The sequence below is a fragment of the Pseudomonas sp. NPDC087029 genome (assembly GCF_044745345.1).
Taxonomy (GTDB): Bacteria; Pseudomonadota; Gammaproteobacteria; order Pseudomonadales; family Pseudomonadaceae; genus Aquipseudomonas; species Aquipseudomonas faucium.
The window spans coordinates 412,448-433,642 of record NZ_JBIVAB010000003.1; the positions used below are offsets into that span (position 1 = coordinate 412,448).

At 64.6% G+C, this 21,195-nt stretch carries 15 protein-coding genes; 7 read left to right on the forward strand and 8 right to left on the reverse strand.

The annotated features are described in order from the left end of the window. Positions 1 to 3,900, reverse strand: coding sequence for a phosphoribosylformylglycinamidine synthase (gene purL / locus ACIPG5_RS07810; protein ID WP_176514700.1), 3,900 nt, complete (start codon positions 3,898 to 3,900; stop codon positions 1 to 3). A gap of 242 nt (positions 3,901 to 4,142) precedes the next feature. On the opposite strand from purL, the gene mltF reads away from it, so the two are divergent. Then, entirely contained in the window at positions 4,143 to 5,600 is a 1,458-nt protein-coding gene (gene mltF, locus ACIPG5_RS07815) for a membrane-bound lytic murein transglycosylase MltF (RefSeq protein ID WP_176514699.1), read from the forward strand. A gap of 48 nt (positions 5,601 to 5,648) precedes the next feature. Here the strand turns inward: mltF and tadA are convergent, their stop codons facing one another. After that, positions 5,649 to 6,128, reverse strand: a complete 480-nt coding sequence (gene tadA, locus ACIPG5_RS07820) for a tRNA adenosine(34) deaminase TadA (RefSeq protein WP_401374119.1) — start codon at positions 6,126 to 6,128, stop codon at positions 5,649 to 5,651. Continuing rightward, entirely contained in the window at positions 6,128 to 7,510 is a 1,383-nt protein-coding gene (locus tag ACIPG5_RS07825; RefSeq protein WP_314620079.1) for a multicopper oxidase family protein, read from the reverse strand. Before ACIPG5_RS07825 ends, tadA begins: the two co-directional genes overlap by 1 nt. Before the next feature lie 217 nt (positions 7,511 to 7,727). Here ACIPG5_RS07825 and ACIPG5_RS07830 point away from each other — a divergent pair, with 217 nt between their 5' ends. From ACIPG5_RS07830 to ACIPG5_RS07840, 3 genes are all read left to right on the forward strand, one after another. Continuing rightward, positions 7,728 to 8,717, forward strand: coding sequence for a hypothetical protein (locus tag ACIPG5_RS07830; RefSeq protein ID WP_401374122.1), 990 nt, complete (start codon positions 7,728 to 7,730; stop codon positions 8,715 to 8,717). A gap of 50 nt (positions 8,718 to 8,767) precedes the next feature. Next, positions 8,768 to 9,943, forward strand: a complete 1,176-nt coding sequence (locus ACIPG5_RS07835) for a hypothetical protein (RefSeq protein ID WP_401374125.1) — start codon at positions 8,768 to 8,770, stop codon at positions 9,941 to 9,943. A gap of 82 nt (positions 9,944 to 10,025) precedes the next feature. Then, complete coding sequence (locus ACIPG5_RS07840) at positions 10,026 to 11,219, forward strand: hypothetical protein (RefSeq protein ID WP_176514691.1); 1,194 nt, start codon at positions 10,026 to 10,028, stop codon at positions 11,217 to 11,219. Between the two features lie 91 nt (positions 11,220 to 11,310). Here the strand turns inward: ACIPG5_RS07840 and guaA are convergent, their stop codons facing one another. From guaA to ACIPG5_RS07860, 4 genes are all read right to left on the reverse strand, one after another. Next, entirely contained in the window at positions 11,311 to 12,888 is a 1,578-nt protein-coding gene (gene guaA, locus ACIPG5_RS07845; protein WP_176514690.1) for a glutamine-hydrolyzing GMP synthase, read from the reverse strand. Between the two features lie 77 nt (positions 12,889 to 12,965). After that, on the reverse strand, positions 12,966 to 14,435 hold the full coding sequence (guaB, locus tag ACIPG5_RS07850) for an IMP dehydrogenase (protein WP_176514689.1): 1,470 nt from the start codon (positions 14,433 to 14,435) through the stop codon (positions 12,966 to 12,968). A gap of 86 nt (positions 14,436 to 14,521) precedes the next feature. Next, positions 14,522 to 15,079 carry a sugar ABC transporter ATPase gene (locus ACIPG5_RS07855; protein ID WP_401374130.1) on the reverse strand — a complete coding sequence of 186 codons (558 nt, stop codon included), beginning with the start codon at positions 15,077 to 15,079 and terminating at the stop codon, positions 14,522 to 14,524. Positions 15,080 to 15,124: 45 nt separating this feature from the next. Then, positions 15,125 to 15,880, reverse strand: coding sequence for a sulfite exporter TauE/SafE family protein (locus ACIPG5_RS07860; protein ID WP_286913701.1), 756 nt, complete (start codon positions 15,878 to 15,880; stop codon positions 15,125 to 15,127). A 159-nt stretch (positions 15,881 to 16,039) separates the two neighbouring features. Between ACIPG5_RS07860 and xseA the strand changes: the two genes are divergently transcribed. From xseA to leuA, 3 genes are all read left to right on the forward strand, one after another. After that, positions 16,040 to 17,419 carry an exodeoxyribonuclease VII large subunit gene (gene xseA / locus ACIPG5_RS07865; RefSeq protein ID WP_176514686.1) on the forward strand — a complete coding sequence of 460 codons (1,380 nt, stop codon included), beginning with the start codon at positions 16,040 to 16,042 and terminating at the stop codon, positions 17,417 to 17,419. Between the two features lie 3 nt (positions 17,420 to 17,422). Next, positions 17,423 to 18,250, forward strand: coding sequence for a peptidoglycan DD-metalloendopeptidase family protein (locus ACIPG5_RS07870; protein WP_401374134.1), 828 nt, complete (start codon positions 17,423 to 17,425; stop codon positions 18,248 to 18,250). Positions 18,251 to 18,612: 362 nt separating this feature from the next. Continuing rightward, positions 18,613 to 20,286: a 2-isopropylmalate synthase gene (leuA, locus tag ACIPG5_RS07875; RefSeq protein ID WP_176514682.1), complete on the forward strand. Its 1,674-nt coding sequence runs from the start codon at positions 18,613 to 18,615 to the stop codon at positions 20,284 to 20,286. A gap of 224 nt (positions 20,287 to 20,510) precedes the next feature. On the opposite strand, the gene ACIPG5_RS07880 is transcribed toward leuA, so the two are convergent. Then, a complete protein-coding gene (locus ACIPG5_RS07880) occupies positions 20,511 to 21,185 on the reverse strand; it encodes a bifunctional 4-hydroxy-2-oxoglutarate aldolase/2-dehydro-3-deoxy-phosphogluconate aldolase (RefSeq protein ID WP_176514680.1) in 675 nt (224 codons plus the stop codon). Between the last annotated feature and the right edge of the window lie 10 nt (positions 21,186 to 21,195).

Genomic DNA, 21,195 nt, shown 5'->3' on the forward strand with positions numbered 1-21,195 from the left:
TTAGTTCACCCACACCCGCGCATTGCGGAACATGCGCATCAGCGCGGCGTCTTCCTGCCACTCATCCGGGCGCCAGGAGTTCTGCACGGCGCGGAACACACGCTCCGGGTGCGGCATCATGATGGTCACGCGGCCGTCACGGCTGGTCAGGCCGGTGATGCCACGCGGCGAGCCGTTCGGGTTGGCCGGGTAGGCTTCGGTGACCTTGCCGTGGTTGTCGACGTAGCGCAGGGCCACGCAACCGGACAGGTCGGCTTCCAGCAGTGCCTCTTCGCTGGCGAACTCGGCATGGCCTTCACCGTGGGCGATGGCGATCGGCATGCGCGAACCGGCCATGCCCTGCAGGAAGATCGAGTTGGACTTCTGCACCTCGACCATGGCCACGCGGGCCTCGAACTGCTCCGAGCGGTTGCGCACGAAGTGCGGCCAGTACTCGGTGCCCGGAATCAGCTCGTGCAGGTTGGACATCATCTGGCAACCGTTGCACACGCCCAGGGCGAAGCTGTCGGTACGCTCGAAGAAGGCCTGGAAGGCATCGCGGGCACGGGTGTTGAACAGCGCCGACTTGGCCCAGCCTTCACCGGCGCCCAGCACGTCACCGTAGGAGAAGCCGCCGCAGGCGACCAGGCCCTTGAAGGCTTCGAAGTCCACGCGCCCGGCGAGGATGTCGCTCATGTGCACATCGATGGCGGCAAACCCTGCGCGGTCGAAGGCGGCTGCCATCTCGACCTGGCCGTTGACGCCCTGCTCGCGCAGGATCGCCACTTGCGGGCGCACGCCTTTCTTGATGTACGGCGCGGCGATGTCGTCGTTGACGTCGAAGCCAAGCTTGACCGACAGGCCCGGGTTGTCTTCTTCGAGCAGCGCGTCGAATTCCTGGTCGGCGCAGTCGGCGTTGTCACGCAGGCGCTGCACCTGGTAGCTGGTTTCGGCCCACTGGCGCTGCAGCATGCGGCGGTCGTCGTCGAACAGCACTTCGCCATTGAGGCTGATGGACACTTCGGCGTTGTTGACCGGCTTGCCGATCACCGCCACGCAACCTTCGCCCAGGCCGGCTGCGCTGAACTGCGCGAGCACGTCCGGGGTGGCGTCCTGGCGTACCTGGATGACCGCACCGAGCTCTTCGTTGAAGAGGATGGCCGGCACGTCATTGCGGTTGTCGGTCAGTGGGTCGAGCTGCAGGTCGAGGCCGCAGTGGCCGGCAAAGGCCATTTCCACCACGGTGGTCAGCAGGCCGCCGTCGGAGCGGTCGTGGTAGGCCAGCAGGTGGCCGTCGGCGTTCAGGCCCTGGATCACGGCGAAGAAGGCCTTGAGGTCTTCGGCGTCGTCGACGTCCGGTGCCTGGGCAGCGATCTTGCCGTAGGTCTGCGCCAGGATCGATGCGCCCATGCGGTTCTTGCCGCGGCCCAGGTCGATCAGGATCAGGTCGGTCTCGCCCTTGTCCATGCGCAGTTGCGGGGTCAGGGTGTTGCGGATGTCGGTGACCGGGGCGAAGCCGGTGATGATCAGCGACAGCGGCGAAGTGACGCTCTTCTCGACGCCATCCTCGCTCCACTTGGTCTTCATCGACATCGAGTCCTTGCCGACCGGGATGGTGATCCCCAGCTCCGGGCACAGCTCCATGCCGACGGCCTTGACGGTGTCGTACAGGCGGGCGTCTTCGCCCGGGTGGCCGGCAGCGGACATCCAGTTGGCCGAGAGCTTGATGTCGGACAGCTTGTCGATTTGCGCGGCGGCCAGGTTGGTCAGGGTCTCGCCGATCGCCATGCGCCCGGACGCCGGGGCGTCGAGCAGGGCCAGCGGGGTACGCTCGCCCATGGCCATGGCTTCACCGGTGTAGACGTCGAAGCTGGTGGCGGTGACGGCGCAGTCGGCGACCGGGACCTGCCACGGGCCGACCATCTGGTCGCGGGCGACCAGGCCGGTGATGGTGCGGTCGCCGATGGTGATCAGGAAGCTCTTGCTGGCCACGGCCGGGTGGTTGAGGACACGCTGCACGGCGTTGTCCAGGTCCACCTGGCTCGGGTCGAAGTCATCGCCCAGCTCCGCTTCGCGGGTCACCGAACGGTGCATGCGTGGCGGCTTGCCCAGCAGCACGTCGAGCGGCATGTCCACCGGCGTGTTGTCGAAGTGGCTGTCGGTCACGGTCAGGTGCGGCTCTTCGGTGGCTTCGCCGACCACGGCGAACGGGCAGCGCTCGCGTTCGCAGATGGCCTGGAAGCGTTCGAAGTCGGCGGCGCTGACGGCCAGCACGTAGCGTTCCTGCGATTCGTTGCTCCAGATTTCGTGCGGGGCCATGCCCGGCTCGTCATTGGGCACGTTGCGCAGTTCGAAACGGCCACCGCGGCCGCCGTCGTTGACCAGCTCCGGGAAGGCGTTGGAGATGCCACCGGCGCCGACGTCATGGATGAAGGCGATCGGGTTCTCGTCGCCCAGCTGCCAGCAACGGTCGATGACCTCCTGGCAACGGCGCTCCATTTCCGGGTTTTCGCGCTGTACCGAGGCGAAATCCAGGTCAGCCGAGCTGGCACCGGTGGCCACCGATGAAGCGGCGCCGCCGCCCAGGCCGATGAGCATGGCCGGGCCGCCGAGCACGATCAGCTTGGCGCCGACGGTGATCTCGCCCTTCTGCACGTGGTCTTCACGGATGTTGCCCATGCCGCCGGCGAGCATGATCGGCTTGTGGTAGCCGCGCACTTCTTCACCGTGCGGGGTGTTGATCGACTGCTCGAAGGTGCGGAAGTAACCGGTCAGGGCCGGGCGGCCGAATTCGTTGTTGAACGCAGCGCCACCCAGCGGGCCTTCGATCATGATGTCGAGGGCGTCGACGATGCGCTCGGGCTTGCCATAGGCCTGCTCCCAAGGCTGTTCGAAGCCCGGGATGCGCAGGTTGGATACGGTGAAGCCGGTCAGGCCGGCCTTGGGCTTGGCGCCACGGCCGGTGGCGCCTTCGTCGCGGATTTCGCCGCCGGAGCCGGTGGAGGCGCCGGAGAACGGGGCGATGGCGGTCGGGTGGTTGTGCGTCTCGACCTTCATCAGGATGTGCACCGGCTCCTGCACCGCGCCGTACTGGCGGGTTTCAGGGTTCGGGAAGAAACGGCCGGCGACGTTGCCGACGATCACCGAGGCGTTGTCCTTGTACGCAGACAGCACGCCGTCGCTGTGCATCTGGTAGGTGTTCTTGATCATGCCGAACAGGCTCTTTTCCTGAGCCTGGCCGTCGATGTCCCAACTGGCGTTGAAGATCTTGTGGCGGCAGTGCTCGGAGTTGGCCTGGGCGAACATCATCAGTTCGATGTCGTTCGGGTTGCGCTTGAGCCCCTGGAAGGCGTTGACCAGGTAGTCGATCTCGTCTTCGGCCAGGGCCAGGCCCAGGTCGATGTTGGCCTGGGCCAGGGCGGCGCGGCCACCTGCGAGGATGTCGACCGAGGTCATCGGCTTGGGCTGGGCGTGGCTGAACAGGTCCGATGCCTGCTCCAGCTGGGCCAGCACGCGCTGGGTCATGCGGTCGTGCAGCTCGGCGGCGACCAGCGCGGCGTCGGCCTCGCTCAGTTCACCGGCCACGTAGTAGGCGATGCCGCGCTCCAGGCGCTGGATCGACTGCAGGCCGCAGTTGTGGGCGATGTCGCTGGCCTTGCTGGCCCAGGGCGAAATGGTGCCCAGGCGCGGCACCACCAGGAACAGGCGGCCGGTGGGCTCCTGTACCGGCACGCTCGGGCCGTACTTGAGCAGACGGCCCAGCACCTGCTGCTGGTCGGCGGTCAGCTCGCCGGCAACGTCGGCGAAGTGGGCGAATTCGGCATACAAACCAGTAACAGCGGGGACTTTCTGGCTCAGTTGCTCGAGTAATTTACCGTGGCGAAAGGCAGAAAGGGCAGGAGCGCCGCGCAGGATCAACATCGTCGGGACAGCCTCAGGAAGGGGTGTGCTTAGAGGCCGTGCATTCTAGCCTAATTCGATGGCTTTCGGCACCCGCTCTACGCCAAGCCTGCCGGGCGGTGGAACCGGACTTTCGGGTCAAAAAAAATGGCCTGCAAAGCCCTGCGCTGGCGACAGGGGCGGGCCACCACATAACGCGCTAGCAGACAAGCTATCTGTTGTCGAGATATGGCTGGGCCAGTCCTTTGCGTATACTGCAACCTATGTTCGCCCACACTGCTTTGCGCCAGCGTTGCGCCAAATGGCTCTTCGCAACCGGACTCTTTCTGATGCTCGGTGCCTGTGTTGAAAAACCCAGCACCCTCGAGCGCGTGAAGGAGGATGGTGTGCTGCGTGTAATTACCCGCAACAGCCCGGCCACCTACTTCCAGGACCGCAACGGCGAAACCGGCTTCGAATACGAACTGGTCAAGCATTTTGCCGACGATCTCGGCGTCAAGCTGGAGATCGAGACGGCCGACAACCTCGACGAGCTGTTCGACGACCTCGGCAAGCCCTCCGGCCCGGTACTGGCGGCAGCGGGCCTGGTCAGCAGCGAGCGGCGCAAGGCCCAGGCCAAGTTCTCCCACCCTTACCTCGAAGTCACCCCGCAGGTCATCTACCGCAACGGCCGGCCGCGCCCCACCGATGCCAAGGGCCTGGTGGGCAAGAAGATCATGGTGCTCAAGGGCAGCAGCCACGCCGACCAGCTGGCCGAGCTGAAAAAGCAGTACCCGGGCCTGGAATACGAAGAATCCGATGCGGTCGAGGTGGTCGACCTGCTGCGCATGGTCGATGAAGGCCAGATCGACCTGACCCTGGTCGATTCCAACGAACTGGCGATGAACCAGGTGTACTTCCCCAACGTGCGGGTCGCCTTCGACCTGGGCGACACCCGCGACCAGCGCTGGGCCGTGGCGGCAGGCGATGACAACAGCCTGCTCAACGAGGTCAACGAATACCTCGACAAGGCGCAGAAGAACGGCACCCTGCAGCGCCTGAAAGACCGCTACTACGGCCATGTCGATGTATTGGGCTATGTCGGTGCCTATACCTTCGCCCAGCACCTGCAGCAGCGCCTGCCCAAGTACGAGAAGCACTTCAAGAGCTACGCCAAGGTCGAGCAGGTCGACTGGCGCCTGCTGGCGGCGATCGGCTACCAGGAATCGATGTGGCAGCCCGAGGTCACCTCCAAGACCGGCGTGCGCGGCCTGATGATGCTGACCCAGCGCACCGCCCAGGCCATGGGCGTGTCCAACCGCCTGGACCCCCGCCAGAGCATCCAGGGCGGCGCCAAGTACTTCATGAAGATCAAGGCCGAACTCGACGACAGCATTCAGGAGCCGGACCGCACCTGGTTCGCCCTGGCCGCCTACAACGTCGGCACCGGCCACCTGGAAGACGCCCGCACGCTGGCCAAGCGCGAGAAGCTCAACCCGAACAAGTGGCTGGACGTGAAGAAGATGCTGCCGCGCCTGTCGCAGAAGCAGTGGTACCGGCAGACCAAGTACGGTTATGCCCGCGGGGGCGAGCCCGTGCACTTCGTGGCCAACATCCGCCGTTACTACGACATCCTTACCTGGGTGACCCAGCCGCAGCTCGAAGGCCAGATGGCCGAGGGCAACTTGCATGTGCCTGGGGTCAACAAGGACAAGCCGGCGGATCAGTCGCCGCCGATGTAAGGCTTCAGCGCGCTGTCGCCGGCAAGCCGGCGACAGGGCCAGAACCTATCAGCCCTTGGCCCGCCGGGCCTTGAAGAACTCGCTCAAGATCTGCCCGCACTCCTCGGCCAGCACCCCACCCTCGAACATCACCCGGTGGTTGAGAAAACCTTGGCTGAAGAACTGCCCCTGGCTCTGCACGATCCCCGCCTTGGGCTCCAGCGCTCCGTACACCACCCGCGCCACCCGCGAATGCACGATCAACCCTGCGCACATGCTGCAAGGCTCCAGCGTCACGTACAACGTACTGCCCGGCAGGCGATAATTGCTCGCGGCCTTGGCCGCCGCGCGGATGGCCACCATCTCGGCATGGGCGCTGGGGTCGCTGTCGAGGATCGGCCGGTTGAAACCCTGCCCGATCACCTGGCCATGCTGCACCACCACCGCCCCCACCGGCACCTCGCCCAGTGCGGCGCCTTCTGCCGCCAGGCCCAGGGCCAGGCGCATGAATTCCTGATCGCGGCTGCGATCGATGATCTGCGGGCGCATCAGACCACCGCGATCGCGGCCATCAGGCCGGTTTCCATGTGGTCGATGACATGGCAGTGGAACATCCAGGTGCCAGGGTTATCGGCCACCAGCGCCACCTGGGCGCGTTCGTTCTTGCCCAGCAGGTAGGTGTCGGTGAACCACGGCTCGACGATGTCGCGGCGGTTGGAGGCGATCACCTTGAAGCTCATGCCGTGCAGGTGGATCGGGTGCTGGTACTGGGTCATGTTCTTCAGCTCGAAGATGTAGCTCTTGCCCTTCTGCAGCGTGGCGATCGGGCGGTCGGCGCAGGTCTTGTCGGTGATGTCCCAGGCCTGGCCGTTGATCTGCCACAGGCTTGGCGGCTTGCCATTTTCGGTGTTCACCGACACCTTGCCGACCCATTCGAAATTGAAGTTGAGCTTCTCGGCATTCGCCAGGTCCGGCTCGGCCACCGGGTTGGCCGGCAGTGCTGGCGGCCAGTCGCTCGGCGCGTCGTTGCTGGCCACCGAACGCAGCGTGCCCAGGCGCACGAAACCGTCACGCAGGGAAATTTCCTCGCCCGCCTCGGGGATGCGAATCGCCAGGCAGATGCGCATGCCAGGGCCCAGCCAGTACTCGTCGTCCATGGGCCGCGGGGTCACCGGGTTGCCGTCCAGGGCGTAGATCTTCGCTTCGCAGTTGCCCTTGAGGTTGAGCCGGTAGGTCCAGGTGTTGTCCAGGTTCAGCAGGCGCAGGCGCACCACCTGCCCGGCCGGCAGCTCGGTCACCGAATCGGCCTGGCCGTTGATGGTGATCAGGCGCCCGGCGGTGCCGTTGCGCGCCGCTTCGCGGGGGATGCTGAACGGCAGCCAGGCGCCCTGCTCGTCCACGTGCCAGTTCTTCAGGCTCAGCGTGCGCTCGTGGAGAAAACCGGTGGGCTCGCGCTCCTCGACGATCAGCGGGCCGACCAGGCCACGGCCCAGCTCCTCGGAGCTGCTGACGTGCGGGTGATACCAGTAGCTGCCGGCATCCGGCACGCGGAACTTGTAGTCGAAGTACTCGCCCGGCTTGACCGGCAGCTGCGACACATAGGGCACGCCGTCCATTTCCAGCGGCAGGCGGATGCCGTGCCAGTGAATGGTGGTTTCCACCGGCAGGTGGTTGATGAAGCGCACCCGCAGCCAGGTGCCCTGGCGTACCCGCAGTTCGGTGCCCGGCGCCGAGGGGCCGAAGGCCCAGGCCTCGGTCTTGAAGCCAGGCACCAGCTCCACGTCCAGGGGCGCGGCGATCAGCTCGTAGTCGTGCCCGGCGTTCTCGTCCTCCACCTTGCCCAGCCAGTAGCGCGCAGCGCCCCCGGCGCCCAGGCCTACCACAGCAAGGCCGGTCAGGCCCTTGAGCATTTGTCGACGGGTAAAGGACATCGGTGCAGGTACCTCGTTTCGGCGCAATCAAGCAGCCAGCATGGCTGGCGGTGAAGGGCGAATACGATACACCTGCAAATGGGAAAGTTTAAGTGAAGTGTTAACGGGTTGGCATTTAGCGCTCATGGCTTAAGAACAAAACCGTATATCACTGGAAAACAATATCAATATAACATCATCCCCCTTCCTCCCGACGCAGCAGTCAAGGATGAGTGAAATGGGCTTATTGAACGCTATCTGGACCGGGATCGACGATGCCGTCTGCGGCTGGGCCGAACTCTTCACCCACAGCCGTCAGGAAAAGGTCGAGGCAGCCCATCGTCGCTTCAGCTTTCTGATCGAAGACATCAAGTCGCTGGAAGCCGTACTCAAAACCGTTTGCGACACCCACCAGGACGCGATCGGCGCCCTCGCCGCACAGGCCAGCAACCTCAACCTGCATCTGGGCTACGACCCAAGCGCTTCGCAAGGTAACGCCGAGCACGTCATTCATACCGTGTCATCGGTCAGCAGCGGCGCCGGGCAACTGGCCGCAACGGTATGGCTTGGGTCGACAGCCTTGCGCGTGGCAAGCGTGGCCATGATCGCCGGCAAGGTGTTCGTGGTCACCGCCGTCATCACCACCGTGCTGCAGACCGTGCTGCAAGGCATGGAAGTAGCACACCTGCGCGAGCAGGCCCGCATACTGGATGAGGAAACGGCCAAGCTCAAACAGCTGTTGTCGGACCTGGCCATCGAGGTGGAAGCCGTCATCCAGGACCTGCAGTCGACCTACGACCCTCTCATGCCGCTCCAAGCTGGCCGGCATGTCGTGGTTGATTCTCTCGATGGGCTCAAACGACTGGAGCTCGAAAGCTTCTACGACCGTTTACGCAAGCTTCTGCTGTTGGCGCGCGAGCAGGATTCGGAAAACCGCAGCGCGTTCAACACCATGCGTGAACAGGTCGAGCAGGATAATCGATTCGTCCATGCCCACCTGATCGTCGCCATCAAACAGCACACCATTGACCAAAGCGTCGCCGCCACCCATTTGCTCAAAGCGGTCAACGCCTTGCGAAGCGGCATGCCGCTCGAACAGCTGCAGGACATCTTCGATCTCTCGCCAGATGCACTGGAAAACGTGATCGATTTCGTCAAGGCCAACCCGCGGCAACAACCTCGATTCGAATGCGGCCGCGACGGCAGCATCAAGATCCTTGCAGCCTGAGTGTTTCAACACCGCATCCACCCTCAACGTTCAACAGGAGTGATCGCGCAATGAGTGAAGTAGCAGTCGAGACAGGTATCGGCGACAGCATCATGATCGGCTTGAACGATGCAGTGGCCGGCTGGCATGAGCTGTTTACCAGCGAGCGCAAAAAGCGCCTCGAGCAGACATGCCAGCAGCTGAGGTTCATGCAGCAGGACATTCGCGACGTACAGATTCTGTATGGGCTTCTGACCGCCGGTTACAACGAAGTCATCCAGCATCTGCTGCTGCAGGCGCAGCAGTTCAAGAACATTTTCCATGTCGAACCCACCGGCGCCTTCGCGGAAGGCGTGGACATCGGCAAGCGCATCTCGCTGTTCACCTCGGGAATCACCAGCGTCGTGGCCACCGGCTCGTACCTCGCCATTGGCACCTCCCGTTTGTGGTCGCTAATGGGGCGGGTGTCCTCGACACCGGTCAACGCAGTCGCCTCGGGGGCCGAGGTCGAAATGGTGCTGATTCAGGGCATCGCGCGGCTGAACGCCGGGGCCAACGTGGCCACGGTAGCCAGCGAAGTCACCGAAACTGCCAGCACCGCACTGCGGGTCACCAACATGGTCGGCAAGGTCGCCTTCTATGCAGGATTGGTGGCGGCGGCGCTGCAAACGGTGCTGCAAGGCATCGAAGTGGCAAACATCCGCAACGCGCAGAAAGAGGTGGAAAGCAACATTCAGGAGCTGGACACGCTGCTCAAGCAGATCAAGGTCGAGCTGCTGGCGCTGTGCGGGGCATTGCGGGCCACCTACGAGGGCGTCACCAAGGTGGAAAACGGCAAGCATGTCGTGCGCCTGCCTGGCGCGCCCGAGCGGGATTTTCTGCTCGAAGACTTCCTTGCCGACATCGAAAGCCTCACCGAACTCATCACCCAGCAAAATGCCACCGATGACAAGGCATTCCAGGATGTGCGGCTTCGCCTGGTGCAAAACCAATCGACACTCAAGGCCGTGTTGGTGCCTGCCCTCACCCAGAGCATGACAGTGCTGGCAACGCTTCAGGACCAGGTGCGCATGGCGTTCAAGATGCTACGCCGCAAACGGCCGCTGGAGGAGGTCGCTGACACGGTCGAGCTGGAGCCTGGCCTGCTCGATCAGTTGGCTGCCTATGTGGAGCAACATCCGCAAGCAGCAACAGCCCCCAATCTGTTCATGAACAAACAGGGTAACCTCGAGCTGATCGACGCTTGATCCCAGGTACGCCTCGCGCTCGCTGCGAGCGCGAGGCGTTGCGCGCCTTCGCTTTCTGCCGCCCCTACAAGGAGCAAGCATCATGACCCTCTTCAACGACATCACCCAAGGCGTGAGCTACGTCATCCAGAGCTTCCACGAAAAGGCCTCCGGGCAGCGCACCCAAGCACTCAAACTGGCGTCCTTGCGTCTCAAATGCCTCGAGCAGAGCCTTGGCGATTGCCAAGCGTTCGGCCAGGCGGCCAGCAGCTACCTGCAGGACGTAGCGGAGCAGCTAGGCCGGGAAATCAAGACCATGAATCGCGTCGCCCCGCCCGACCAACCGAGCCTCAAGCTTCCGGTCGATAGCTGGCGCACACTCTACTCGGCGGGTGGCGGCACCAAGAAAGCGCTGTCCTTCAGCCTCAATGCGCTACGCACCACCCTGTTCATCGGCGAGCTTCGCCGGCTGTCGTTCAGCCAGATGCTGTCATCTGCGCCACTGGCACAGCCTGGCATCGAGATGACCGTGATCGGCGCCGCCAATCGCCCGGTAACCACCGTGGCGGGCACCGCCGAACTCTCGAGCGCTGCGCAATGGGTAAACCGGCTTGCCGCCACGGCGCGCTATTTCGGCATGTTCATGACCGCGTTCGAGCTGTTCATGAGCGCGCGCTCCATTGCGCAAATGCAAGCGCTGCAGGATCAGCTCGAGCAATATGCCCGCGAAGCCGACAAGTACCTGCAAAGCGTTCACGAGACATTCGAACAGATGGTCGCGCAAATGCGCGACCTGTATGTGCCGCTCTCGCAGCAAGGCCCTGACGGGCAAGACCAGTTGATCGATACGCAGGGCAATACGCTCGTGCTGCAAACGCATTTTGCCCAGATCGCTGGGCTGGCCGAATGCCTTGGCGAACAGGTCCATGGTGGCAGTACCGCCCAAGCGGTGAGTGAGCAGCGCCAGCGCATGCAAGCGGTTTTCCCTGAACTGCTAAGGCAGGCGAGCCTGGCCAAGGCGGTTCTCATCGACCAGAGCCAATCGAGGATGCGTGACATTGCCATCCGCGAGAGGCAGGTTCAAACGGCGATGCGTGCGCTCAGAGGCGGCATCGACAACGAACAGGTCAGCGAGATCGTGGGCCTGCCTCAGCGCTTGATCGAGCAGTTGAGCGCTTTCGCCCAAGCCACGGCGGCAACCCCATCCAAGGTGCCGCAACTGGAAACGACGGCCGCAGGCGACTGGGTTGTGCGTTCGCCAGACGCGCCCGCCGCCGAGGCGGCATCAGCCATTTAACCTCAGCGCCGTGCACAAACGCCAAGGGCCCGCACGAGTGCGGGCCCTTGGCGTTTTCAGCAAGCGCTTGCCGGTCAGCACCGGCTAGCGATCACTCCCACTCGATGGTGGCTGGCGGCTTGCTCGACACGTCGTAGGTGACGCGGGAGATGCCGTCGATTTCGTTGATGATGCGGCCGCTGACGGTTTCCAGCAGCTCGTAGGGCAGGTGCGCCCAACGTGCGGTCATGAAGTCCACGGTTTCCACGGCGCGCAGTGCGACGACCCAGGCGTAGCGGCGGCCGTCGCCGACGACGCCCACCGACTTGACCGGCTGGAACACCACGAAGGCCTGGCTGGTCTTGTGGTACCAGTCGGCCTTGCGCAGCTCTTCGATGAAGATGTGGTCAGCGCGACGCAGGATGTCGGCGTATTCCTTCTTCACTTCACCGAGGATCCGCACGCCCAGGCCCGGGCCCGGGAACGGGTGGCGGTAGACCATGTCGTAGGGCAGGCCCAGCTCCAGGCCGATCTTGCGCACTTCGTCCTTGAACAGCTCACGCAGCGGCTCGACCAGCTTGAGGTTCATTTCCTCCGGCAGGCCACCGACGTTGTGGTGCGACTTGATCACGTGGGCCTTGCCGCTCTTGGCGCCAGCCGACTCGATCACGTCCGGGTAGATGGTGCCCTGGGCGAGGAACTGGATGTTGTCCAGCTTGCTGGCTTCGGCATCGAACACGTCGATGAAGGTGCGGCCGATGATTTTGCGCTTCTTCTCCGGGTCCGCTTCGCCTTCCAGGTTGTCGAGGAACTGCTTCTCGGCGTCGGCGCGGATCACTTTGACGCCCATGTTCTCCTTGAACATGGCCATCACCTGGTCGCCTTCGTGCAGGCGCAGCAGGCCGTTGTCGACGAATACGCAGGTCAGCTGGTCGCCGATGGCGCGGTGCAGCAGCGCGGCAACCACGGAGCTGTCGACGCCGCCGGACAGGCCCAGCAGGACGTTGGCCGAACCGACTTGCTCACGCACCTGGGCGATGGCGTCTTCGACGATGTTGGAGGGGGTCCACAGGGCTTCGCAGCCGCAGATGTCCTGCACGAAGCGGGACAGGATGCGACCGCCCTGCTTGGTGTGGGTCACTTCCGGGTGGAACTGCACGCCGTAGTAGCCGCGGGCATCGTCGAACATGCCGGCGATCGGGCAGCTCGGGGTGCTGGCCAGCACGTGGAAGTCGCCCGGCATCTGGGTGACCTTGTCGCCGTGGCTCATCCACACGTCCAGGCCCAGTACGCCGTCGTCGTCGACGTGGTCTTCGATGCCATCGAGCAGGCGGCTCTTGCCGACCACGTCGACACGGGCATAACCGAACTCACGCAGGTCGGAACCTTCGACCTTGCCGCCCAGCTGCTCGGCCATGGTCTGCATGCCGTAGCAGATGCCCAGCAGCGGTACGTTCAGGTCGAACACAGCCTGCGGCGCGCGCGGGCTGTTGGCTTCGTGGACCGACTCGGGGCCGCCGGCGAGGATGATGCCGCGCGGGTTGAATTCGCGGATCGCTTCATCGTCCATGTCGAACGGGTGCAGTTCGCAGTACACGCCGATTTCGCGCACGCGGCGGGCGATCAGCTGGGTGTACTGGGAACCGAAATCGAGGATGAGGATACGGTGAGCGTGAATGTCGAGGGCCATGACTCAATCTCGTCAGTGGAAATCGGAAACGACGCGGGGCTGTTCGTGACAGCCCCGTTCGGTTATTGCTAGAAACCTCAGCCTACGCGGTAGTTAGGGGCTTCTTTGGTGATCTGCACGTCATGCACGTGGGACTCGGCCATGCCGGCACCGGTGATGCGCACGAATTCCGGCTTGGTACGCATCTCTTCGATGGTCGCGCTGCCGGTGTAGCCCATGGACGAACGCAGGCCGCCCATCAGCTGGTGGATGATCGCGGCCAGGGCGCCCTTGTACGGCACGCGGCCTTCGATGCCTTCCGGTACCAGCTTCTCGGCGCCGGCCGAGGAGTCCTGGAAGTAGCGGTCGGAGGAGCCTTGCGCCTGTGCCATGGCACCCAGCGAGCCCATGCCGCGGTAGGCCTTGTAGGAACGGCCCTGGAACAGCTCGACTTCGCCCGGTGCTTCTTCGGTACCGGCGAACATCGAACCCATCATCACGCAGGACGCACCGGCGACGATGGCCTTGGACAGGTCACCCGAGAAACGGATGCCGCCATCGGCGATCAGCGGCACGCCAGTGCCTTCCAGTGCGGCGGCGACGTTGGCGATGGCGCTGATCTGCGGCACGCCGACACCGGCGACGATGCGGGTGGTGCAGATCGAGCCTGGGCCGATACCGACCTTGACGGCGTCGGCGCCGGCTTCAGCCAGGGCCTTGGCCGCAGCGCCGGTGGCGATGTTGCCGCCGATCACCTGCACTTGCGGGTAGGTTTCCTTGACCCAGCGAACGCGGTCGATCACGCCTTTGGAATGGCCGTGGGCGGTGTCGACCACCACCACGTCAACGCCGGCGGCAACCAGGGCGGCAACGCGCTCGCCGGTGTCCTTGCCGGTGCCGACCGCAGCGCCGACGCGCAGGCGACCCTGGTCGTCCTTGCTGGCCAGCGGGTAGGCCTTGGCCTTTTCGATGTCCTTGACGGTCATCATGCCCTTGAGGCTGAACTTCTCGTCGACGATCAGGACTTTTTCCAGGCGGTGCTTGTGCAGCAGCTCGCGGACTTCGTTCTTGTCGGCGCCTTCGCGGACGGTGACCAGGCGCTCTTTAGGCGTCATCACGTCGCGTACCTTGGCATCCAGGCGGGTTTCGAAACGCACGTCACGGGAGGTGACGATACCGACCAGGTCGCCGTTCTCCAGCACCGGAACACCCGAAATGTTGTTCAGGCGGGTCAGGTCGAACAGGTCGCGCACGGTGGCGTCGGCTTCGATGGTGATCGGGTCCTTGACCACGCCAGCCTCGAACTTCTTGACCTTGCGCACTTCGCCGGCCTGCTGCTCGATGGTCATGTTCTTGTGGATGATGCCGATACCGCCTTCCTGGGCCATGGCAATGGCCAGGCGCGCTTCGGTCACGGTGTCCATGGCGGCGGATACCAGCGGAATGTTCAGCTCGATGCCACGGGTCAAACGGGTCTTGAGACTGACTTCATTAGGCAGTACCTCGGAATAGCCAGGTACAAGGAGGATATCGTCGAAGGTCAGGGCTTCTTGGCTGATACGCAGCATCGCGGGGGCTCCCGGGCGGGAAAAATGGAAGCGCGCCATTATACTCATCCACGGCGCGCCGCTCAATGCAAAATAAGGGCCTTCGGTCAGCGATCTGGCAGTTTTACCTGCACCACCGCCACTGGCTGGTCGAGCCAGTCGGCAAAGCTGTCGAGAAAGGCCTGGGTAAACCCGGCCTCGCCCCAGTTGTTGAAGATGAACCCGAGGTTGGAAAAGGCACATGGCTGCAAGTAAAGGAAGCCATTGATGTCGTCCTCGAAGCCGCACAGCGGGCAGGTGAAGTTGTCGCTCACCCCCGGCATCCACTCTTCCAGGCTTTCGAACAGAGGCTCGCCCACCTCGCGCCGGCACTGCGGGCAGCCGGCTTCTTCCAGGAAGCCCTCGGTAGGCGTGTAGATGCAGCGCTTGAGCATCACTTCCAGGCCATTGACCGGCTCGCCGAACGGCAGCTTCTCGGGGTGCAGCGCGACCTTGTGCGCCCCGGCCGCCAGGGCGTGGCCCATGCGGTTGCCGGTGCGAGCGCAGGTGCTCAACTGCTCTTCGACGATTTTCTCGCGCACTAGCCAGCGCACGATGGCCCTGGCGCGGGCCTCGTGCACCGGTACGGTGGAGAGTTTGGGGACGATGATGCTCTGGGTGTTCATGGGCGAAACGGGCCTGGGAATAGCGGTAATGCGCAATTCTACCGCTCAGGCACTCAGGTAGCGACCGATCAGCGCCAGGCCGCTGGCCAGCACCAGCCAGGTGACCAGGCGCACGAAGGCTTCGCGGGACAGTTTCAGGCTCAGCCGGCGGCCGGCCCAGAGGCCTGCGAACATCACCGGCAACAGGCAGGCGGCGAGTAGCAGCAGGCCGGTGTCGGCATACACGCCAGCGATCAGGAACAGCGACAGGCGCACCACGGTGCTGCAACTGATGAGCGCGCTCTGGGTGGCGCGCACCTGCTCTTTCACTTCAAGCCGGGCACTGAGGTAGATGGCATAAAGGAAGCCGCCGCTGCCGAACAAGGCACCGAACAACCCGCCCACCGTGCCCATCGGCACCGCCCAGAAGCCCGCAAGCCTTGCCGGACGTACCTTCACGGCCAGCATGTAGAGCGCATAGGCCGTCACGAAAAGGCCCATCAGCAACAGCAGCAGGTCGCTCTTGAGGTGCAGCAGGAATATCACGCCCAAGGTGCAGCCGATGGCCATGCATGGCAGCAGGCGCAGTAGTTCGCTGCGCACCACGTCGCGGCGCGAAGGCAGCAGGTTGCCGAAGGCGGCGACGAAATCCAGCAACACCAGCAGCGGGATGATCCGCGACAGGGGCATGAAGTGGATCAGCACGGGGCCGGCGACCAGCGCGGTGCCGAAGCCGGCGATGCCGAAGACGATGTAGGCCACGGCGATGGCCAGGAGGATGGGCAGCCAGTCGAATGCGGACAGCGAGAGTTGGGCAAGCATGGGGTCAGTTCCAGAAGAGGCAGGCACAGGGTAGCGCGTCCTGGCCCGATTGCCGGCAAGCCGACGCCACAGGGATCAGCGCCGACCTTGTGGGAGCCGGCTTGCCGGCGACAGGGCCGGGACAGACAAGCGGGCCTGATGTCCTTTATGATGCCCGCCATGATCAAAGACCCCTTCGAACGACTCGGCCTGGACCGCGAGGTCCTCACCGTCAGCCAGCTCAACGGCCGCGCCCGCGTGCTGCTGGAAGACGTGTTCCGCAGCGTCTGGGTGGAAGGCGAGATTTCCAACCTCGCCCGCCCGGCCTCCGGCCACATGTACTTCACCCTCAAGGACAGCGGCGCCCAGGTGCGCTGCGCGCTGTTCCGCCAGAGCGCCACGCGCGTGCGCCAGGCCCTGCGCGATGGCCTGGCGGTGCGGGTGCGCGGCAAGGTTTCGCTGTTCGAAGGGCGTGGCGACTACCAGCTGATCCTCGACACGGTGGAACCGGCCGGTGACGGCGCCCTGCGCCTGGCCTTCGAGGCACTGAAGGAAAAGCTCGGTGCCGAGGGGCTGTTCAGCGCCGAACGCAAGCAGCCGCTGCCCGCCCACCCACGGCGCATCGGCATCATCACCTCGCCCACTGGCGCGGTGATCCGCGACATCATCAGCGTGTTCGCCCGCCGCGCACCGCAGGTCGAGCTGAACCTGATCCCCACCGCCGTGCAGGGCCGCGAGGCGATCAAGCAGATCGTGCGCGCGTTGCAGCAGGCCGACCGGCTGGGCTTCGACGCGCTGATCCTGGCCCGCGGCGGCGGCTCGCTGGAAGACCTCTGGTGCTTCAACGAAGAAGCCGTGGCGCGCGCCGTGGCCGCCTGCGTGACGCCGATCGTCAGCGCCGTGGGCCATGAAACCGACGTGTCGATCAGCGACTTCGTCGCCGACGTGCGCGCGCCCACGCCGTCGGCCGCCGCCGAGCTGCTGGCGCCCGACAACAGTGGCCTGCAGCAGCGCCTGGACGGCCTGCAACGGCGCCTGCTGCTGCGCATGCAGAACCGCCTGACCCATGACCGCCTGCGCCTGGATTCGCTGGCCCGGCGCCTGCGCCACCCCGGCGAGCGCCTGCGCCAGCAGGCCCAGCGCCTGGACGACCTGGACATGCGCCTGCGCCGGGCCTTCCTGCTCAACCTCAACCAGCGCCGCGAGCGCCTGGGGCGCCTCGACACGCGCCTGGCCGCGCAGCACCCCGGGCGCACCCTGAAGCTGCTCGGCCAGCGCCTGGACAGCCTCGCCGAGCGCCTGCCACGGGCCATGCGCGAGGTGCTCAAGGACCGCCGCCAGCGCTTCCAGGCGCAGCTGCAGACGCTGCAGGTGGTCAGCCCGCTGGCCACCCTGGCGCGCGGCTACAGCATCCTGCTCGACGAGCGCGGCCAGGCCATCCGCAGCGCCGAGCAGACCCGCAACGGCCAGCGCCTGACCGCGCGCCTGAACGAAGGCGAGCTGCAGGTGCGGGTCGAGGACAACCACCTGACCCCGGTCACCCTCTCTCTACTGGACTGACACATGCCTCGCCTGCTCGCGCCCCTGCTCGCCCTTTCTCTCCTGCTGGTGGCCAGTGGTGCCCAGGCCAGCTACATCACCCGCACCCTGAACAAGCCTGTGCCCGGTGGCGTGGCCGTGGTCGACCTCGGCCCGGCGGCCGCCGCGCCCGGCGCACGCTTCGATGGCAAGCCGGTGCTGGTGGTCAAGGAGCAGGACAACTGGCTGGCCATCGTCGGCATTCCGCTGACCCAGAAGCCCGGCACCGCCGTGCTGACCCAGGGCGGGCGCACCCTGCCCTTCACGGTTGGCAGCAAGAAGTACCCCGAGCAGCACATCACCTTGAAGAACACCCGCCAGGTCAACCCGAACCCGGACGACCTCAAGCGCATCGACCGCGAGCTGGCCGAGCAGATCAAGGCCTACCGCAGCTTCAGCCCCAACCTGCCGAGCAACCTGGTGCTGGACAAGCCGGTCAGCGGGCCGCTGTCGAGCAAGTTCGGCGTGCGCCGCTTCTTCAATGGCGAGGAACGCAACCCGCATGCCGGGCTGGACTTCGCGGTGCCGGCGGGCACGCCGATCAAGACCCCGGCCAATGGCAAGGTGATCCTGGTGGGTGACTACTTCTTCAACGGGCGCACGGTGTTCGTCGACCATGGGCAAGGCTTCATCAGCATGTTCTGCCACATGTCGAAGATCGATGTGAATGTCGGCCAGCCGTTGCGCCGTGGCGATGTGGTCGGCCGGGTCGGCTCGACCGGGCGCGCGACCGGGCCGCACATGCACTGGAACGTCAGCCTCAACGATGCGCGGGTGGACCCGGCGATCTTCATCGGTGCGTTCCAGCCCTGAGGTCGCGGCGCCTCTGCCCTTGTGGGAGCCGGCTTGCCGGCGATGAGGCCAACGCGGCGCTTGCGCGATCAAAAAATACCGCGCAACACATTAAAAGCTCGAAAAGATTCTTAGCCATAAAATCTCGCCATCCGGCCTTTTTTAAGCATTTCTCTCAATTTTCTGCCAGCACTTGCCATCCCTGACCCCACTGGTTAGGGTTGAAGGCATGAAAACCTTCAGCACCCTCATCCTGCTCCGACAACATCGCAGCCTCTGCCTGGTCAGCGCCCGACTACCAGGCTGAATCGCGTCGCCTCGCCTCCTCATCTCGTTATCGCTCGGCAGGCCCGATCTCGGCCGCACATAAAAGGATTGCTTCCATGTCCATGCTCAAAGACCCATCGAAGAAATACCGCGCTTTCCCGACCATCGACCTGCCTGACCGTACCTGGCCGTCGAAGACCATCACCGAAGCGCCGATCTGGTGCAGCTCCGACCTGCGTGATGGCAACCAGTCGCTGATCGAGCCGATGGACTCGGAGAAGAAGCTGCGCTTCTGGAAGACCCTGGTGCAGGTTGGCGTGAAGGAAATCGAAGCCTCGTTCCCGTCCGCTTCGCAAACCGACTTCGACTTCGTGCGCACCCTGATCGAAGACGGCCACATCCCGGACGACACCACCATCCAGGTGCTCACCCAGGCCCGTGAAGACCTGATCGCGCGCACCTTCGAATCGCTGCGCGGGGCCAAGAAGGCCATCGTTCACCTGTACAACGCCACCAGCCCGTCGTTCCGCCGCATCGTCTTCAACCAGGACAAGCAAGGCGTGAAGGACATCGCGGTGAACGCGGCCAAGCTGTTCGTCAAATACGCCGCCCAGCAGCCGGAAACCCAGTGGACCTTCCAGTACTCGCCCGAGACCTTCAGCGCCACGGAGCTGGAGTTCGCCAAGGAAGTCTGCGACGCCGTCATCGAAGTGTGGAACCCGACCCCTGAGCACAAGCTCATCCTCAATCTGCCGGCCACCGTGGAAGTCGCCACGCCGAACATCTACGCCGACCAGATCGAGTGGTTCTGCCGCAACATCAGCCGCCGCGACAGCGTGATCATCAGCCTGCACTGCCACAACGACCGTGGCACCGGCATCGCCGCTACCGAACTGGGCCTGATGGCCGGCGCCGACCGCGCCGAAGGCTGCCTGTTCGGCAACGGCGAGCGCACCGGCAACGTCGACCTGGTGACCCTGGCGCTGAACCTCTACACCCAGGGCATCGACCCTGGCCTGGACTTCTCCGACATCGACGGCGTGCGCAAGGTGGTCGAAGAGTGCAACCAGCTGCCGGTGCACCCGCGCCACCCTTACGTCGGTGATCTGGTCCACACCGCCTTCTCCGGCTCGCACCAGGACGCCATCCGCAAGGGCTTCGCCAAGCAGCAGGAAGGCGAGCTGTGGGAAGTGCCGTACCTGCCGATCGACCCGGCCGACATCGGCCGCAGCTACGAGGCGGTGATCCGCGTCAACAGCCAGTCCGGCAAGGGCGGTATCACCTACCTGCTCGAGCAGGAATACGGCATCAGCCTGCCGCGCCGCATGCAGATCGAGTTCAGCCAGGTGGTGCAGGGTGAAACCGACCGCCTGGGCCTGGAAATGACCGCCCAGCAGATCTACAGCCTGCTGCACAAGGAATACCTCCAGGCCAACAGCCCGTATGCCCTGGTCAGCCACCGCCTGCAGGAAGAAAACGGCCACAGCGCCGTGGAAGTGGAAGTTGCCGGCGAAGGCGAAACCACCCTGCACTGGCGCGGCAAGGGCAATGGCGCCCTGGAAGCCCTGGTGGCCGGCCTGCCGGTTGCCGTGGAGATCATGGACTACAACGAGCACGCCATCGGTGCCGGCACCAACGCCAAGGCGGCGGCCTACATCGAACTGCGCGTGGCCGGTGGCCGCCCGGTGCATGGCGTGGGTATCGATGAGAACATCACCACCGCCAGCTTCAAGGCACTGTTCAGTGCGCTGAACCGCTCGCTGAGCCAGCAAGAGGCCAAGGCGGCGTAAGCTGCCGGTTGGTGCTCAAGAGCCCGCATCCTGGATGCGGGCTTTTTTATTGCCTGTACCGGCCCCATCGCCGGCAAGCCGGCTCCCACAAGTCCCCCCGCAGCTTCTGTGGGAGCCGGCTTGCCGGCGATAGGGCCAGCCCAACCCACACAAAACCTGCAGGCAAAAAAAAGGGGCGCCGACCAAGCGCCCCATAAGCCGTAAAGCACACAACGAATTCGCTTTCAGTCCAGCAGCGCCATGGCCTCGGCGCTGCACGCCTCGATCCGCGCCCACTCGCCGTTCTTTATCCAGCTGCTGTCGAGCATCCAGGTCCCGCCCACGCACATCACATTGGGCAAGGCCATGTAGTTGCGCACATTGGCAGGGTTCACCCCGCCCGTCGGGCAGAAGCGGATATCCCCAAACGGGCCGGCAAAGGCCTTGATCGCCGCCACGCCACCGCTGATTTCCGCGGGGAACAGCTTGAAGCGGCGGTAGCCCAGGGCATAACCCATCATGATTTCCGACGGCGTGCTGATGCCAGGCAGCAGCGGGATCTCGCTGTCCACGCCCGCTTCGAGAATGTCCGGGGTGATGCCCGGGGTGACGACGAACTGCGCGCCAGCCGCTTCAACCGCCGCGAACATGCTGCGATCGAGCACGGTACCGGCGCCCACGCACAACTCCGGGCGCTGCTCGCGCAGCACCTGGATGGCCTTCAGGCCATGCTGGGAGCGCAAGGTCACTTCCAGGGTGCGGATGCCGCCGGCAGCCAGGGCGTCGGCCAGCGGCAGGATGTCTTGCTCACGGGCGATGGTGATTACCGGCAGAATGCGCGCCGCGCCGCAGATCGCATCGATCCGGGCAGCTTTCTCGGCCATCGAGAGCTTGGGCTGTGGGCGTTCAAGGGTGGTCATGACAGTGGAT

Bases quoted from the DNA above. Each gene is read 5' to 3' on its own strand.
- ACIPG5_RS07880 (WP_176514680.1), bottom strand. From the start codon at position 21,185: ATGACCACCCTTGAACGCCCACAGCCCAAGCTCTCGATGGCCGAGAAA.
- guaB (WP_176514689.1), bottom strand. From the start codon at position 14,435: ATGCTGCGTATCAGCCAAGAAGCCCTGACCTTCGACGATATCCTCCTT.
- tadA (WP_401374119.1), bottom strand. From the start codon at position 6,128: ATGCGCCCGCAGATCATCGATCGCAGCCGCGATCAGGAATTCATGCGC.
- guaA (WP_176514690.1), bottom strand. From the start codon at position 12,888: ATGGCCCTCGACATTCACGCTCACCGTATCCTCATCCTCGATTTCGGT.
- ACIPG5_RS07840 (WP_176514691.1), top strand. From the start codon at position 10,026: ATGACCCTCTTCAACGACATCACCCAAGGCGTGAGCTACGTCATCCAG.
- leuA (WP_176514682.1), top strand. From the start codon at position 18,613: ATGTCCATGCTCAAAGACCCATCGAAGAAATACCGCGCTTTCCCGACC.
- ACIPG5_RS07870 (WP_401374134.1), top strand. From the start codon at position 17,423: ATGCCTCGCCTGCTCGCGCCCCTGCTCGCCCTTTCTCTCCTGCTGGTG.
- ACIPG5_RS07825 (WP_314620079.1), bottom strand. From the start codon at position 7,510: ATGTCCTTTACCCGTCGACAAATGCTCAAGGGCCTGACCGGCCTTGCT.
- ACIPG5_RS07835 (WP_401374125.1), top strand. From the start codon at position 8,768: ATGAGTGAAGTAGCAGTCGAGACAGGTATCGGCGACAGCATCATGATC.
- ACIPG5_RS07855 (WP_401374130.1), bottom strand. From the start codon at position 15,079: ATGAACACCCAGAGCATCATCGTCCCCAAACTCTCCACCGTACCGGTG.
- xseA (WP_176514686.1), top strand. From the start codon at position 16,040: ATGATCAAAGACCCCTTCGAACGACTCGGCCTGGACCGCGAGGTCCTC.
- ACIPG5_RS07830 (WP_401374122.1), top strand. From the start codon at position 7,728: ATGGGCTTATTGAACGCTATCTGGACCGGGATCGACGATGCCGTCTGC.
- purL (WP_176514700.1), bottom strand. From the start codon at position 3,900: ATGTTGATCCTGCGCGGCGCTCCTGCCCTTTCTGCCTTTCGCCACGGT.
- ACIPG5_RS07860 (WP_286913701.1), bottom strand. From the start codon at position 15,880: ATGCTTGCCCAACTCTCGCTGTCCGCATTCGACTGGCTGCCCATCCTC.
- mltF (WP_176514699.1), top strand. From the start codon at position 4,143: ATGTTCGCCCACACTGCTTTGCGCCAGCGTTGCGCCAAATGGCTCTTC.